The sequence below is a fragment of the Bacillus sp. K7 genome, from assembly GCF_053903245.1.
This window is the reverse complement of the sequence record NZ_CP096406.1, coordinates 989733-1004907: the sequence shown is the minus strand read 5'-3', so window position 1 is coordinate 1004907 and position 15175 is coordinate 989733. Positions and strand designations below refer to the sequence as shown.

At 45.3% G+C, this 15175-nt stretch carries 13 protein-coding genes; 5 read left to right on the top strand and 8 right to left on the bottom strand.

All coding sequences use genetic code 11. The annotated features are described in order from the left end of the window. Positions 1-61: 61 nt before the first annotated feature. Complete coding sequence (phoA, locus tag M1D98_RS05015; RefSeq protein WP_456280060.1) at positions 62-1438, top strand: alkaline phosphatase PhoA; 1377 nt, start codon at positions 62-64, stop codon at positions 1436-1438. Between the two features lie 30 nt (positions 1439-1468). On the opposite strand, the gene spoVR is transcribed toward phoA, so the two are convergent. Further along, positions 1469-2875: a stage V sporulation protein SpoVR gene (gene spoVR, locus M1D98_RS05010; protein WP_456280059.1), complete on the bottom strand. Its 1407-nt coding sequence runs from the start codon at positions 2873-2875 to the stop codon at positions 1469-1471. Between the two features lie 164 nt (positions 2876-3039). Here spoVR and M1D98_RS05005 point away from each other — a divergent pair, with 164 nt between their 5' ends. The 3 genes from M1D98_RS05005 to M1D98_RS04995 all read left to right on the top strand — a co-directional run bounded on the left by M1D98_RS05005 (position 3040) and on the right by M1D98_RS04995 (position 6705). After that, on the top strand, positions 3040-4566 hold the full coding sequence (locus M1D98_RS05005; RefSeq protein WP_435576770.1) for a mechanosensitive ion channel: 1527 nt from the start codon (positions 3040-3042) through the stop codon (positions 4564-4566). Between the two features lie 108 nt (positions 4567-4674). Further along, positions 4675-5115 carry a nitric oxide-sensing transcriptional repressor NsrR gene (gene nsrR / locus M1D98_RS05000; protein ID WP_010329185.1) on the top strand — a complete coding sequence of 147 codons (441 nt, stop codon included), beginning with the start codon at positions 4675-4677 and terminating at the stop codon, positions 5113-5115. 150 nt (positions 5116-5265) lie between these two features. Continuing rightward, entirely contained in the window at positions 5266-6705 is a 1440-nt protein-coding gene (locus tag M1D98_RS04995) for a LysM peptidoglycan-binding domain-containing protein (RefSeq protein ID WP_435576769.1), read from the top strand. Positions 6706-6746: 41 nt separating this feature from the next. Here M1D98_RS04995 and M1D98_RS04990 read toward each other — a convergent pair whose 3' ends face one another. Continuing rightward, positions 6747-7070, bottom strand: a complete 324-nt coding sequence (locus tag M1D98_RS04990) for a YqzG/YhdC family protein (protein ID WP_010329183.1) — start codon at positions 7068-7070, stop codon at positions 6747-6749. A gap of 199 nt (positions 7071-7269) precedes the next feature. Between M1D98_RS04990 and M1D98_RS04985 the strand changes: the two genes are divergently transcribed. After that, on the top strand, positions 7270-7512 hold the full coding sequence (locus M1D98_RS04985) for a YhdB family protein (RefSeq protein ID WP_003224139.1): 243 nt from the start codon (positions 7270-7272) through the stop codon (positions 7510-7512). A 14-nt stretch (positions 7513-7526) separates the two neighbouring features. On the opposite strand, the gene M1D98_RS04980 is transcribed toward M1D98_RS04985, so the two are convergent. From M1D98_RS04980 to glpK, 6 genes are all read right to left on the bottom strand, one after another. Then, entirely contained in the window at positions 7527-8048 is a 522-nt protein-coding gene (locus tag M1D98_RS04980) for an NADPH-dependent FMN reductase (RefSeq protein WP_456280058.1), read from the bottom strand. Then, entirely contained in the window at positions 8045-8692 is a 648-nt protein-coding gene (locus M1D98_RS04975; RefSeq protein ID WP_435576767.1) for a response regulator, read from the bottom strand. Before M1D98_RS04975 ends, M1D98_RS04980 begins: the two co-directional genes overlap by 4 nt. Then, complete coding sequence (locus M1D98_RS04970; RefSeq protein WP_456280057.1) at positions 8689-9831, bottom strand: GAF domain-containing sensor histidine kinase; 1143 nt, start codon at positions 9829-9831, stop codon at positions 8689-8691. Before M1D98_RS04970 ends, M1D98_RS04975 begins: the two co-directional genes overlap by 4 nt. A 152-nt stretch (positions 9832-9983) precedes the next feature. Further along, positions 9984-11729, bottom strand: coding sequence for a phospho-sugar mutase (locus tag M1D98_RS04965; RefSeq protein WP_456280056.1), 1746 nt, complete (start codon positions 11727-11729; stop codon positions 9984-9986). A 132-nt stretch (positions 11730-11861) separates the two neighbouring features. Then, the gene (gene glpD / locus M1D98_RS04960; protein ID WP_026014471.1) at positions 11862-13529 is read right to left on the bottom strand and encodes a glycerol-3-phosphate dehydrogenase; all 1668 of its coding nucleotides are present in this window, start codon (positions 13527-13529) and stop codon (positions 11862-11864) included. Positions 13530-13670: 141 nt separating this feature from the next. Beyond that, positions 13671-15161 carry a glycerol kinase GlpK gene (glpK, locus tag M1D98_RS04955; RefSeq protein WP_121642211.1) on the bottom strand — a complete coding sequence of 497 codons (1491 nt, stop codon included), beginning with the start codon at positions 15159-15161 and terminating at the stop codon, positions 13671-13673. Between the last annotated feature and the right edge of the window lie 14 nt (positions 15162-15175).

Genomic DNA, 15175 nt, shown 5'->3' with positions numbered 1-15175 from the left:
GCATTTAACAAGATTCCTCTAACATGACAAATAGAATACATAAAAGGGAGGCATGTGAAGAATGAGTTTGTTTCAGAGTATGAAATCTAAACTGCTGCCAATCGCAGCTGTTTCCGTGCTTACAGCCGGCATATTCGCCGGTGCAGAACTGCAGCAGACCGAAAAAGCAAGTGCCAAAAAACAAGACAACGATGAGATCAGAAATGTCATTGTGATGATCGGTGACGGCATGGGAACACCTTACTTAAACGCCTACAGATCCATGAAAAATAATGGGGAAACACCAAATAACCCGAAGCTGACCGAATTTGACCGTAACCTGACAGGCATGATGATGACGCATCCGGATGATCCGGACCATAACATCACAGATTCAGCAGCCGCCGGAACAGCATTAGCGACAGGCGTAAAGACATATAACAATGCCATTGGCGTCGATAAAAACGGAAAAAAAGTGAAATCTGTGCTTGAAGAAGCCAAACAGCAAGGAAAATCGACCGGGCTCGTCGCAACGTCTGAAATCAACCACGCTACACCAGCCGCATACGGCGCCCACAATGAATCACGGAAAAACATGGACCAAATCGCCAACAGCTATATGGATGACAAAATAAAAGGCAAACAAAAAATAGACGTATTGCTTGGCGGGGGAAAATCCTATTTTAATCGCAAGGACAGGAATTTGACGAAGGAATTTAAACAAGCCGGCTATAGCTATGTGACAACAAAACAGGCCCTGAAGAAAAATAAAGATCAGCAGGTGCTCGGGCTTTTCGCAGACGGAGGGCTTGCCAAAGCGCTGGATCGTGACAGCAAAACACCGTCTCTCAAAGATATGACGGTTTCAGCAATTGACCGCCTAAACCAAAATAAAAAGGGATTTTTCTTGATGGTCGAAGGCAGCCAAATCGACTGGGCGGCCCATGATAATGATACAGTAGGAGCCATGAGCGAGGTTAAAGACTTTGAAAAAGCCTATAAAGCCGCGATTGATTTTGCGAAAAAAGATAAACATACACTTGTCATCGCAACCGCTGACCATACAACCGGCGGATTTGCGATTGGCGCAAACGGGGAAAAGAATTGGCACGCAGAACCGATTCTCGCCGCGAAAAAAACACCTGAATTTATGGCAAAAAAAATCAGTGAAGGCAAACCGGTCAAAGATGTGCTCGCCCGCTATACAAATCTAGAATTCACACCAGAAGAAATCAAAAACGTTGAGGCCGCTGCGCAGGCTGACAAAAGCAAAGGCGCCTACAAAGCCATCATCAAGATATTTAACACACGATCTAACAGCGGCTGGACGAGTACCGATCATACCGGTGAAGAAGTGCCAGTTTACGCGTACGGCCCCGGAAAAGAAAAATTCCGAGGACTGATGAACAACACCGATCAGGCAAACATCATATTTAAGATTTTGAAAACAGGAAAATAAAGAGGATGCAGAACGCTGCATCCTCTTTTTTTATAAATACCTGCGGTGAACACCTTTTCCGTCGTACGAAAACATGACTTCCTTATCCTCAAGCACAGACTCGATGTGCACACTTCTGCCCCATAGCTGGAATAAGTAAGGGAGCACCTTCTCTACATATTTCAAATCCAGCTCTATGCCCTCATACCAATGCTTAATATAGAGCTCGTTATTTTTCATATAGTCGCCGTCGTTTACTGTCAAATACGGAAACCCGCCGTTTACCCGCATGCTCACGAGCTGGTCGCGCACCGACCTCCACTCTTTATCGACGATTTTATAATCTCTGCCCTGTTTTTGAAACAAATAAAGATCCTCGCGCATGACTAACTCTTTTGTTAAATAATTGCGGATGAAAGAAATATCGGATTCAATTTCCCTGACCTCAAACATCTTCTCCCGGCCCGAGTCAGACTGAACGCCTATTTTCTTCATTTCATCCGTCGGGTTATTGTACCGCTCCTCGATGTCTTCAAAAATTTTCAGCCCTAAATAATAAGGATTGATGCCTGTTTTGGATGGCTGAACAACCCCGGCATTCAGCTTGGCGAACTCGATCGCTTCATCAGAGGTTAAATCAAGCTCCCGTATAATTCGCTGGTGCCAATAGGAAGCCCAGCCTTCATTCATAATCTTTGTCTCCAGCTGAGGCCAGAAATAAAGCATTTCCTCCCTCATCATCGTTAAAATATCACGCTGCCACGGCTCCAGCTCCCGGGAATGCTCCTCGATAAAAAGCAGAATATCCTTTTCCGGCCGCGGCGGGAAAGGTTTTTTCGATTTTTTCATCTGTTTTTTCGGTTTCTTTTCATCCAAAGACCATAAATCATCGTACGGCGTTACTGCCTCTTCCATTTCATCTTCATCATCATCCACACTCCATAGGAGCTTCGGACGGACCAATGAAGGGTCGATATGCTCCTGAATCGATAGGATCGCGTCTAAAAAAGCCTCTACTTCCTTTATCCCGTGAACCTGTTCATAATGCTTAATCCGCTCGGCCGTGGCCGCCATGCTTTCCACCATATCGCGCTTCGTGTTTTGAAAACGGCAGTTGTTTTTGAAGAAATCACAGTGGGCGAGAACGTGAGCGACAATCAATTTATTTTGGATCAGTGAGTTGCTGTCCAGCAAAAAAGCGTAGCACGGATCTGAGTTAATGACCAGCTCATAAATCTTGCTTAATCCAAGATCATAATGCAGCTTCATTTTATGAAACTGCTTGCCGAAGCTCCAGTGGCTGAATCTTGTCGGCATCCCGTACGCGCCGAATGTATAAATAATTTCAGCCGGGCAGATTTCATATCTCATCGGGTAGAAATCAAGGCCGAATCCTTTTGCGATTTCGGTAATTTCCTCAATTGCCCGCTGTAATTCCTTCTTCTCCTCCGCGTTCAACCGAATCCCCCCTACTTGGACTTATCTATAATGTATGAGCCCGCCTGGCAAAAGATGATAGCCGCACTTGTGCAAGACAAAATTCACACGGCACATTCAGCTGTTTGCCGATTTTGCCAATGGGTAATAACACACCATATTACGAAAAAAAGGAGCGATACCAATTGAATGTAGCAGACATGCTTTCTTCTTATCTCAGTAAGCTGCCAAACTTAATCATTGCACTACTCGTTTTATTAATCGGATGGGCTATCGCTAAAATCATTGAAAAAGCGGTATACAAAGGGCTCAGAAAAACAAGAATTGACGATAAGCTTTTTGCTGGGAAAAAGCCATCACGCTATTCCTCTGAAAAAGTCATAAGCAAGGTCGTCTATTTTATCGCATTGATTATCGTCTTTATTTTATTCTTTAACATTTTGCACCTGACAACAGTGGCATCACCGTTTGTCAGCATGCTTTCCGCCATTACCGCGGCTATCCCAAGCGTGCTGAAAGCCGGACTCATTCTGCTGTTAGGATGGGCTGCAGCCTCTGTTTTGAGCTTCCTCGTCAAAAAAATGGGGATGAAGCTGAACACGAGTGACAAGCTGCGCAAGTGGAATGTGGTCTCTGAAGGAAAAGATATTCATCAGGCAGTCAATGCCGCTTCACAAGTTGTCTTTTATCTCGTGCTGCTTGTTTTCCTGCCGGGGGTCTTATCTTCTTTAAAAATCAGCGGCATTTCAGGTCCGTTTACAAATATGATGGAAAGCGTGCTCGCTTTTCTGCCGAAATTATTCGCAGCCGCGCTTATCGTTTTAATTGGCTGGCTTGTAGCCCGTCTTGTGCGTGACATCATTACAAATTTCCTTGCAAGCATCGGAACGGAACGATTCGCCGCACGCATGGGTTTATCGGTTTACTTAAAAGATACAAGCCTTTCAGCGGTCATCGGAACAATCGCTTATGTGCTGATTTTAATACCGGTTGTCATTTCAGCGCTTGATCAGCTGGATGTCGCCGGCATTTCGAAACCGGCTGTCTCTATGCTCAATAGCATTTTGAACATGCTTCCGAACATCATCATTGCCATTGTGCTTGTTTTAGCGGGTATATGGGCAGGAAAATGGGTGAACAGCATGGTGTCCCGACTGCTCCATCGCGCAGGCTTTGATTCTATGTTAGGAAAAATGGGCATGGGAACGGAAACATCTGCAAAGCTGTCCCTGTCTCAAATTGTCGGGATGATTGCGCAAATCATTGTCATCCTGCTGTTCACAGCCGAGGCGCTGCAAATTGTTCAGCTCCATTTCCTCGTAGAGATTGCAACTGGCATTGTCGCATATCTGCCAAATGTCCTTGTCGCCGTATTGATTCTCGGAATCGGCCTCTACGCTGGAGAATTGGTGCGAAAAGTGCTTTCGAGCATCATTAAAGGCCAAGAATTCAAGTCTCTGGCGGCGATTGCCAAATATACAATTATCGCACTTGCTTTCTTTATGGCCTTGGATCAGCTTGGTGTCGCTGACACGATCGTCAATTCCGCGTTCATCATCGTGCTTAGCGGCTTCGCCCTCGCTTTCGGTTTATCCTTCGGCCTTGGCGGAAAGGATTTTGCATCACGTTATCTGTCTGCATTTGAACGCAAAATGCAAAACACTGAAATCGATAAAAACGGCAAAAACCAAAATCCGCCGCATAACATGTAACCAAAAACGTGCGCCCAAACTGGGTGCACGTTTGTTTAAATTCCTTTTTTTTCATTTTTCAATCGATTATGATAAGATATAGAAAATGTCTTATTCCGAGGTCTTATTATGAAATTAACGAATTATACAGATTATTCATTAAGAGTGCTAATTTTTCTGGCGGCAGAACGTCCGGGAGAACTTTCAAACATAAAACAGATTGCCGAAACGTATTCTATTTCAAAAAATCACCTCATGAAAGTCATCTACAGGCTCGGCCAGCTCGGCTACGTAGAAACGATACGCGGACGAGGCGGCGGCATACGATTAGGCATGGCCCCTGAAGACATCAATATTGGTGAGGTTGTCAGAAACACGGAAGACGATTTTAATATTGTTGAGTGTTTTGATGCGAACAAGAATCTCTGCGTCATTTCTCCGGTGTGCGGCTTGAAGCATGTGTTAAACGAAGCGCTTATGGCCTATCTTGCGGTTTTAGACAACTATACACTGCGCGACCTTGTCAAAAACAAGGAAGATATCATGATGCTTTTAAGAATGAAGGAATAATATAGATTCCTTCTTTTTTTATGTCCTTTTTCCCCCTTTTTGTTAAGAAAATTGGGCTGTTTTAAAAAAAAGGCAAAACGATGAGACGAAGCTGCCGATATAAAAAAGAAATAGCAAATTCAAATCAGTGGGGGAAAAAGGAGAGCTCAGATGAAAAAGAAATTAGCAGCAGGGCTGACAGCTTCTGCGATTGTCAGCACAACCTTAGCAGTCACACCAGCTGAAGCAGCAACGATTAAGGTCAAAAGCGGAGATTCTTTATGGAAACTGGCCCAAAACTACAATACAAGCGTGGCGGCCATCACATCCGCCAACCATCTTTCGACTACCGTTCTGTCGATCGGCCAGACGCTTACCATTCCAGACAGCCATTCCGGAACTTCATCTACTTCAAGCTCAACAACCAAAAAGAGCGGAAGTTCTGTTTACACAGTGAAAAGCGGTGATTCACTTTGGCTGATCGCAAATGAGTATAAAATGACGGTGCAGGAACTAAAAAAATTAAACGGACTCAGCAGCGATATGATTCGTGCAGGGCAGAAATTAAAGGTGTCCGGCACGGTTTCTTCAAGCTCCAGTTCTAGTTCCAGTACTAAGAGCAGTTCCACAAAGAGCTCTAGCTCTTCATCTTCTGCCGGAACATACAAGGTGCAGCTTGGCGATTCGCTTTGGAAAATCGCAAACAAAGTCAACATGTCCGTCGCCGAACTAAAGGTCTTGAATCACTTAAAATCAGATACCATTTATGTGAATCAAGTGTTGAAAACAAAATCAAGCGGCTCTGATACGTCTTCCAAAGACACTTCATCTCATTCGAGCCAACCTTCAGCTACAAAGACTTATACTGTAAAAAGCGGAGATTCACTTTGGAAAATTGCAAACAACTATAACCTGACTGTACAGCAAATCAGAAACAGCAACAGCCTAAAATCTGATACGCTATACGTCGGGCAAGTGCTGAAGCTGACAGGTAAAGCATCTTCAGGCGCTTCCACACCGTCATCGTCTTCTTCGTCAAATGCAAGCTCTGGCACGGCGACAACTACATACACGGTGAAAAGCGGCGACTCCTTATGGGTGATTGCCCAAAAGTTTAACGTAACAGCGCAGCAAATCCGAGAAAAGAACAATCTAAAAACGGATGTCTTGCAGGTTGGCCAAAAGCTGGTCATTAACGGGAAAGCTTCCCACTCTTCCTCATCCGGTTCTTCAAACACGTCCAGCTCAACAAGCGCGAAGATTAATACAATGATTGCCGCCGCTAAAGAACAGCTTGGCGTTCCGTATCGCTGGGGAGGCACGACACCGGCCGGATTCGACTGCAGCGGTTTCATTTACTATGCCCTGAACAAAGTCACATCCGTATCAAGATTAACGGCAGCCGGATATTGGAATACAATGAAACCTGTCAGCCAGCCTGCTGTCGGAGACTTCGTGTTCTTTTCAACATATAAAGCCGGCCCTTCTCATATCGGAATTTATCTCGGTAACGGGGAATTCATTAACGCCAATGATTCTGGAGTTGTCATTTCCAGTATGAACAACTCTTACTGGAAACAGCGCTATCTCGGTGCAAAACGATATTTCTAAAGCAGAAACTGTATGGCCTTAGCGGCTGTACAGTTTTTTGATTAGAGCCGGAAAACGTTAATGCTGATCATATGTTTTGTCACCGGATGAAAATAGACTTCGGCCCGAACAGAAAAGGTGTCGTCATTCTGTCTGACCGTCACCCGAAAGACATCTTTTGTTTGCTGATCATTCACCTCAGTCCGCCCCATATAAGCGTAATCAGAAAATGAAGCGTGCTTATATTCATCCTGAATTCTGCTCCAGGCGAGCTGTTCCCACTTTTGAACAGATTCGTTTGTGTCCGCTGAATGCCCTTTTGCAGCCATTGATACAATGATCAATCCGCAAAAAAGCAGCGCAATGGAATACGGCAGAGATTTCATATTTTCAGTCTCCTGTGCCTAGATTAAGTTCTCTCATAGGTTTTCCAAAAGCAATGGCTTCATTCAGGCATTTTGATTTTATGTCTCCCTCTTATTGCTACCCTGTACTGCCGCAGACGCCAAGTTTTGCAACGTCAATAACATGGGATGCGGCATAAACTAATCATGAACTTCTCACACAAGAAAGGAGAAGCGATTCATGGATTATGCCGATTACGATAAAGCGCTATATTACACCCACCGTTCCCAATGGGATAATTTATTAATTTTAATGGTGCGTACAGAGGATGATTTGTTATCAAAACGAATCGAGCATTTTCTGCACGCTTATCATTTTGAACAGGATTACGCCGTCCTGGAAAAGATGCTGTATTCCCTTCTCCGTTATATTGATCATGCCACAGAGCTGACATACGAAGACCAATTAGCCTTGCTCACATAAACAAATCCCGGCGTTTAAACGCCGGGATTTCCTTTTGCAAACATGCAAAGTTCTTGGATGAGCTCTTTTATGCTGTTTGTTATAGGTTCCGTCAATGCAGCCTTTTCAATATCGATGTCCACCGGATCAACCACAAGCTGCTTCGGAATCACATTGGCGTAAACACCCCGCATCACAGTTCGCATATTGTTCAGGGCGTTAATGCCGCCTTTTCCGCCTCCCGCCACTGCCAATAAAGCAACAGGCTTATATTTGAATTGTTCGCTGCTTAGAAAATCCAACGCATTTTTTAAAGAACCGCTCATTCCGCTGTGATATTCAGGCGATAATAAGACAATCGCGTCCGCTTGGGCAACCCGCCGCTTTAGCTCCTGTACCTGTAAATGTTCTAATTGCTCCACCTCACCATTAAAAATCGGCAATATAAACCCGCTTAGATCAATCAGGTCTGTCTGATACAGCTTAGTAATACAAGATGCTGTTACTCTTGTTCTGCCATGTTTTCTGGGTGAGCCATTTATCACTAACATGTTCATGTCGCGATCTCTCCATTCAGGTTATATTTCACTGCGAAAAGCGCTGCTTGCGTGCGGTCGGCCACTTCAAGTTTTGCTAAAAGATTCGACACATGGGTTTTCACTGTTTTTTCTGAAATAAACAAGGCTGCCGCGATTTCTTTATTGCTTTTCCCGTTTGTTATCTCATTCAGTACGTCCTTTTCCCTGCGTGTCAGTTGATAAAATTTTTCTTTTGCCGGATCATGCTGCTTTCTCATATGTGTCAGCACATGGGGCATAATAGCTGGAGAAAGCTTGTATTGGCCGGCATGCACTTGTCTTAGTGTTTTCAACAATTCCTCGGGCTCTGTATCCTTTAATTGATATGCCTTCGCTCCCGCCTGAAGCGCGGGGATGACGTGATCCTGGTCGGAGTAGCTCGTCAGCACAATGATATTGATCCCCGGAAATTGCTGCACTGCTTTTTTTATGGCTTGTATCCCATCCATTTCGGGCATGGACAGATCCATCAGCACAAGGTCGGGCTTTGTTTCCTCAATGATACGAAGTGCTTCTGTTCCGGTTGCAGCCTCTCCGGCAACTTCAATATCGTTCTGGGTGGCAAAGAAAAAACGAAGCCCCTTTCTGACAACATGGTGATCATCTGCAATTACAATTTTCATTGCTTAGCCCTTCCTTTCTGATCGGTTAGCGGAAGCCTGACGGACACCTTTGTCCCCGCTTGAAGGTCTGACTGAATCAAAAACGCCGCGCCCGCTTGTTCCGCCCGTTCTTTCATTCCCTTAATGCCAAATGAAGGAAGACCGACATGCGCTTCATAGCGAAACCCTGCCCCGTGATCGGTTATATCCAGCTCTGTCTGGCACGAAGAAGCAGTCAGGCTGACATACGCCGTATCAGTTCCGGCGTGCTTTTTACAGTTATTTAAAGCTTCCTGTACGACGCGCCACAGCATATGCTCCTGCTCATCAGTAAGAACCGGACAGCCTTTTTGTGTAAACATGACATTCAATCCGATGAGCGCGCCATAGCTTTTAATGGCTTCAGACAGCCCTTTTTCCAATCCTCCGGGGCGGAGCTGCCAAATTAACGCTTTCATTTCTGCTAGCGCGTCCTGTGATAGGTTTTGAATAAAATCAATCATCTGCTGCAAATCTTCATCTTTTGTTAGCGTCTTTGCCGCTTTGGCTGTTAAACTGACGGAAAACAGCATTTGATTGACAGAATCGTGCAGTTCCTGAGCGAGGCGGTTGCGCTCCATTAATAGAGCATTTTTTTGTTTATATTCAGAAAGCTTCATGCGTTGAATCGCCGTTCCGATCTGAAAGGCGACAGACTCGAGCAAATGCAGCTCTCCTTCATCAAACATGGTTTTTCCGGCCGCCGCTACATTTAGCAATCCGAATCTCCTGTCTCCGTCTTCTAAAGGCACCGTTGCATGATGCGTAATCCCTTCTGTGTCAAAACAGTGCAGCACTTTGGCTGACTCTATGCGTTTGCAGTTCATGATATTCGCCGCCCTTCTGAGCCCGCCTGTATTGAATTTCGTCAGGCAGTAGCACTCGCCTTCGCACATCAGCACTTTTTCCTTGCGGCTTAAAGCCGGGGGCAGATAGGCGTCAGCCGCTAACGTATATGAACCGTCTTCTTCAATTAGAAAAATCCAGCCCGCTTGAAGGTTCGTTACACTCAACAATTCTCTTACTACCTCATCCAATGTCGCTTTGACATCGTGTCCTTGATTTAAGGTTTCCGCAATCGTTTTCAGCGTTTTTAATTTTTCCATCCTCGTTTTGCTCACGTTTCTCACTCCGGCATTCATCTCTTGTTATTTAAGATTATACCAGTTTATGTCATTCGTTACTTCGCCTGGGGGATGATTTTCTTTCAGACTTTTGGATGAAAAAAAGCCGGATCATATACAATGATCCAGCTTTCCTTACTTTCCTTATACTATTTAGCTGTAGCCTCTACAATGTCGTCTACCGTCTTCATGACATCGTCAGAAAGCTCGGCAAGACGGTTTTCACTGTCTTCTAAAGATGTTCCTTTTACGGCAAAATAGAATTTGACCTTCGGCTCGGTTCCGGAAGGACGAAGACAGAACCAAGACCCATCTTCCAGGAAGTATTTCAGTACGTTCGATGTTGGCAAGTCAATCGCTTCTTCTTTGTTTTCCGCCAGAAGCATCCGTTTGCTTACAGCGTAATCTTCGGCTGTCACAACCTGTTTGCCGGCCATCGTTTTCGGCGGGTTTTGCCTGAAGGATGCAAGGATCGCTTCAATTTGCTCTGCTCCCTGTTTTCCTTTCAGCGTCAAGGATTTCAGCCCTTCACGATAAAAACCGTATTCGTTAAAGAGATTGATGAGCGCTTCATATAACGACGTCCCTTGTTTTTTATAGAATGCGCAAACCTCAACTGCCAAAAGCGCAGCTTGAATGGCGTCCTTGTCACGGGCAAAATCCCCGATTAAGTAACCATAGCTCTCTTCATAACCGAATTGGAACGTGTACTGGCCTGATGACTCGTATTCCTTAATCTTTTCACCGATAAACTTGAAGCCTGTGAGCGTATCAATCGTATCAAGACCGAATGAAGAAGCGACCGCGCGCCCGATTTCACTTGTGACAATTGTTTTGAGGACAACGCCGTTTGAAGGCAGGGTGCCTTGTTTTTTCTTTTCAGAAAGCAGGTAATGAAGCAGCAGCGCTCCGGTTTGGTTGCCTGTCAGCACTGTATATTTGCCTTGATCGTTTTTCACCGCGATGCCGAGGCGGTCAGCGTCAGGGTCTGTCGCGATGAGAATATCTGCGTTCCGCTTCTCCCCGAGTGTAATGGCATATTTGAAAGCCGCATGCTCTTCCGGGTTTGGAGAGGTAACAGTAGAGAAGTCTGCATCGGGCAGCTCCTGCTCTTTGACAACCGCTACATTGTTGTAGCCGAGTGCATCAAGACCTCGTCTGACAGGCTTATTGGCTGTTCCATGCAGCGGTGTGAAAACAACGTTTACATCAACTTCTCCGGATAATTCAGGATGGACGGATATAGAAGCCAGTTTTTCTGTATAGACTTTGTCAATGTCTTCACCGATGATCTTGATTAAGCCTTTTTCTTTTAACGTATTTTCATCGTCGACTGTGATTGTCAGCTCATTTTCAATCGCGTTTACCTGCTCAATGACGATGTCCGCTTCCTTTGGAGGCAGCTGGCCGCCATCATCTCCGTATACTTTGTAGCCGTTATATTCAGGCGGGTTATGGCTTGCCGTCACCACAATCCCTCCGCAGGCATTCAGCTGTCTGACAGCGAATGACAGCTCCGGCGTCGGGCGAAGCTCATCAAAGACATATGTTTGGATGCCTTGTGTCGCAAGTGTTTTTGCCGCTTCCATCGCAAACTCCGGCGATTTATGGCGGGAATCATAAGCAATGACAACGCCCCGTTTTTTCGCTTCCTCACCTTGCTGGGAGATGTATGCCGCAAAACCGGCTGATGCTTTGCGCACAGTGTAAATATTCATCCGATTTGTTCCGGCCCCAATTTCTCCGCGCATCCCGCCAGTGCCGAATTCAAGGTTTTTATAGAAACAGTCTTCAAGAGCCTGTTCATTCCCTTCTAATTCAGTGAGGCGCTCCTTTAGCTCCGGATCTAAATGTTCTGTCTGTTTCCAGCGTTCATAGCTCTTTCTCCAAGTCATATTCGTCCTCCTATGTATTAGCTTATGCCGTTATTTTAATATGAAGCGAGTGCCTCTGTCACTTGAAATCCTTGGATTCGGCGCTTTCGGCCTTAAATAGAAATAACGGGCTGAGAGACAGCCCGTTATGATTTATCGTTCGAGCGGCACAACCGCATCGTGTAAAAGCTTGTTGAGGTTTTCTGTATGTTTGTTTTTCGTCTGCTCATCCCATTGGAATCGCTCGCTCATAAAATCAATAACGGCATCTTTATATGTTTTTACCCAATTGATATCAAAAAATAAACGTCCCGTTCTGCGGACAAAGAAGTCAGCAGGTGTTGCAGCCAACTCTTCTTCTATACTGTATTCTGCCTCAGCAAGAATATGAACCGGAATGTGGCGTTTCGCCGCCTCATCTTTCAGTGCTTCCACTCGGTTAAAGACTCGTTCTACGTTGGAGCCGTATCTGATCGCCAGCTGTTTTGCGTCTTTTTCTGATAAGCCGGCTGCGATTCCTTCTTTTGTTTTCGTCGTCACAAAGGACAGGAGATTTTTTGAACCGCCGACGTGTCCGCCTGAAATTGGCATGTTTTTTGTTTTACATGGACCAAAGTCCGTTTCGCCTTCTTCTTTCAAACGATCATTCACAAGATCGACGATATGCTCCGCCATTTTTCTGTATCCGGTCAGTTTCCCGCCGGCAATGGTGATTAAACCTGAGTCAGATGTCCAAATCTCGTCTTTCCGTGAAATTTCAGAAGGGTCTTTGCCTTCTTCATGAATGAGTGGACGCAGCCCCGCCCAGCTGGATTCAATGTCATTCGCAGTGATATTCAGCTCCGGGAACATGTAATTGATTGAACTGATGACGTAATCTCGATCCTCCGTTGTCATTCGCGGATGCTCCAGCGCCTCTTTGTAAACGGTGTCTGTCGTTCCCACGTATGTTTTGCCTTCACGAGGGATCGCAAATACCATACGGCCGTCAGGCGTATCGAAGTATACCGCCTGTTTCAGCGGAAAGACAGACTGGTCAAATACAAGGTGAATGCCTTTTGTATGCTGCAAATGCTTTCCGTTATTCGAATGGTCTTTTTCTCTGAGCTGATCGACCCAAGGGCCTGTCGCATTAACAATTTTTTTTGCGTACACTTTATATTCTTTCTCTGTCAGCACATCTTCAATTAATACACCGACCGCTTTGCCTTTTTCGTAAAGAAGCTCCTTCACCTTGGAATAATTCACAGGCTCTGCCCCGAATTTTACCGCTTCCTTCATGACTTCGATTGTCAGTCTCGCATCGTCCGTACGGTATTCCACATAATACCCGCCGCCTTTTAAGCCGTCTTTTTTCACCAATGGCTCTTTTTGCAGCGTTTCCTTTGCAGAAAGCATGCTTCTTCGTTCTGACTTTTTCACACCTGCTAAGAAGTCATACACTCTTAAACCGATAGAAGTTGTGAATGAGCCGAATGTGCCGCCTTTATGAAACGGAAGCAGCATCCATTCCGGTGTCGTGACGTGCGGGCCGTTTTCATAAACAATCGCCCGTTCTTTCCCGACCTCGGCCACCATTTTCACTTCAAATTGTTTTAAATAGCGCAAGCCGCCATGAACAAGCTTCGTTGACCGGCTTGATGTTCCCGCCGCGAAATCCTGCATTTCGCTGAGCGCGACCTTCATTCCCCTTGATGCCGCGTCAAGAGCCGTTCCCGCTCCTGTAATTCCTCCGCCGATAATAAATAAATCGTATGTTTTTTTCGTCATGTCTGTCAGCATGCGATCTCTTTCAAGACTAGAAAATTGATGTTTCATTATTGCTCCTCCTTGTTGTCACGGTGTGTAAATAGAAAAAGAGACCACAACAGCCAAAGTGCATACGTACACTTTGGTGCTGTGGTCTCTCCTCATCTCAGGACCGTTCTTATTAACTTGTCATCAGTATATCATACTCTCATTCTATTTAAAAGCCATAGCTGCTTTTACGGCTTTTTGCCAGCCTTTATACAGCTCATTTCGTTTTTCTTCTTCACAGTCAGGTTCAAACCGTTTATCCAGATTCCACTGGTTCGCGATTTCAGAACGGTCCTTCCAGAATCCCACAGCAATACCTGCCAAATAAGCTGCGCCAAGTGCAGTTGTTTCATTAATTTCCGGTCGTTCCACAGGAACATTCAGAATATCTCCTTGGAACTGCATCAGGAAATTATTTTTTACAGCGCCTCCATCTACACGAAGCGTCTTTAATGAAATGTTTGAATCAGCTTCCATTGCGTCAAGCACATCTTTTGTCTGATAAGCCAACGCCTCCAAAGTCGCACGGATAAAATGTTCTTTTGTTGTGCCTCTTGTCAGGCCGAAAACCGAACCGCGCACATCGCTGTCCCAGTAAGGTGTTCCCAAGCCGACAAATGCGGGTACAACGTATACGCCGTCGGTTGAATCCACTTTTTCCGCGTAAGATTCACTTAATGAGGAATCCTGGAACATTCTCAATCCGTCTCTGAGCCATTGGATGGCGGAGCCTGCGACAAAAATACTTCCTTCTAAAGCATATTCAACTTTTCCGTCAATGCCCCATGCAATTGTCGTCAAAAGCCCGTGTTCGGACTTAATTGCTTTTTCCCCTGTATTCATCAGCATGAAACATCCTGTGCCGTACGTGTTTTTCCCCATGCCTTCTTCAAAGCACGCCTGGCCGAACAGTGCGGATTGCTGGTCGCCTGCCGCTCCCGCAATCGGGATGTTTTTTCCGAAGAAATGATAATCAACAGTTTCCGCATACACATGGGAGGACGGCTTCACTTCAGGAAGCATGGACTTCGGTATATCGAGAATATCTAGCAGCTCATCATCCCATTTCAAGTCGTAAATATTAAACATCAGCGTTCTGGACGCATTGGAGTAATCGGTCACATGCGCTTTTCCGCCGGACATTTTCCAAATGAGCCATGTATCAATCGTTCCAAACAGCAGCTCGCCTTTTTCCGCTTTTTCTCTCGCGCCTTCCACATTGTCTAAAATCCATTTTACCTTCGTGCCGGAGAAATACGGATCGATTAAAAGCCCCGTTTTTTCTCTGAACACATCTTGATATCCTTTTTCACGAAGCTCCTCACAAATGCCGGACGTCTGTCTGGACTGCCAAACGATCGCATGATAGATAGGCTTTCCTGTATCCTTATCCCACACAACCGCCGTTTCGCGCTGGTTTGTGATACCGATGCCGGCAATTTGAGAAGCGCTGATTCCTGATTCAGAAATCACTGATGCGATAACAGCGAGAACAGAGCCCCAAATTTCATTCGCGTTATGCTCAACCCAGCCTGGGTGCGGGAAGTATTGTGTAAATTCCTTTTGAGCGGAGTGAACGATTTTTCCTTCTTTATTAAACAGGATCGCTCTTGAACTTGTCGTCCCTTGATCTAAGGATAAAATGTAAGTTTCCATAAGATGTCTCCCCT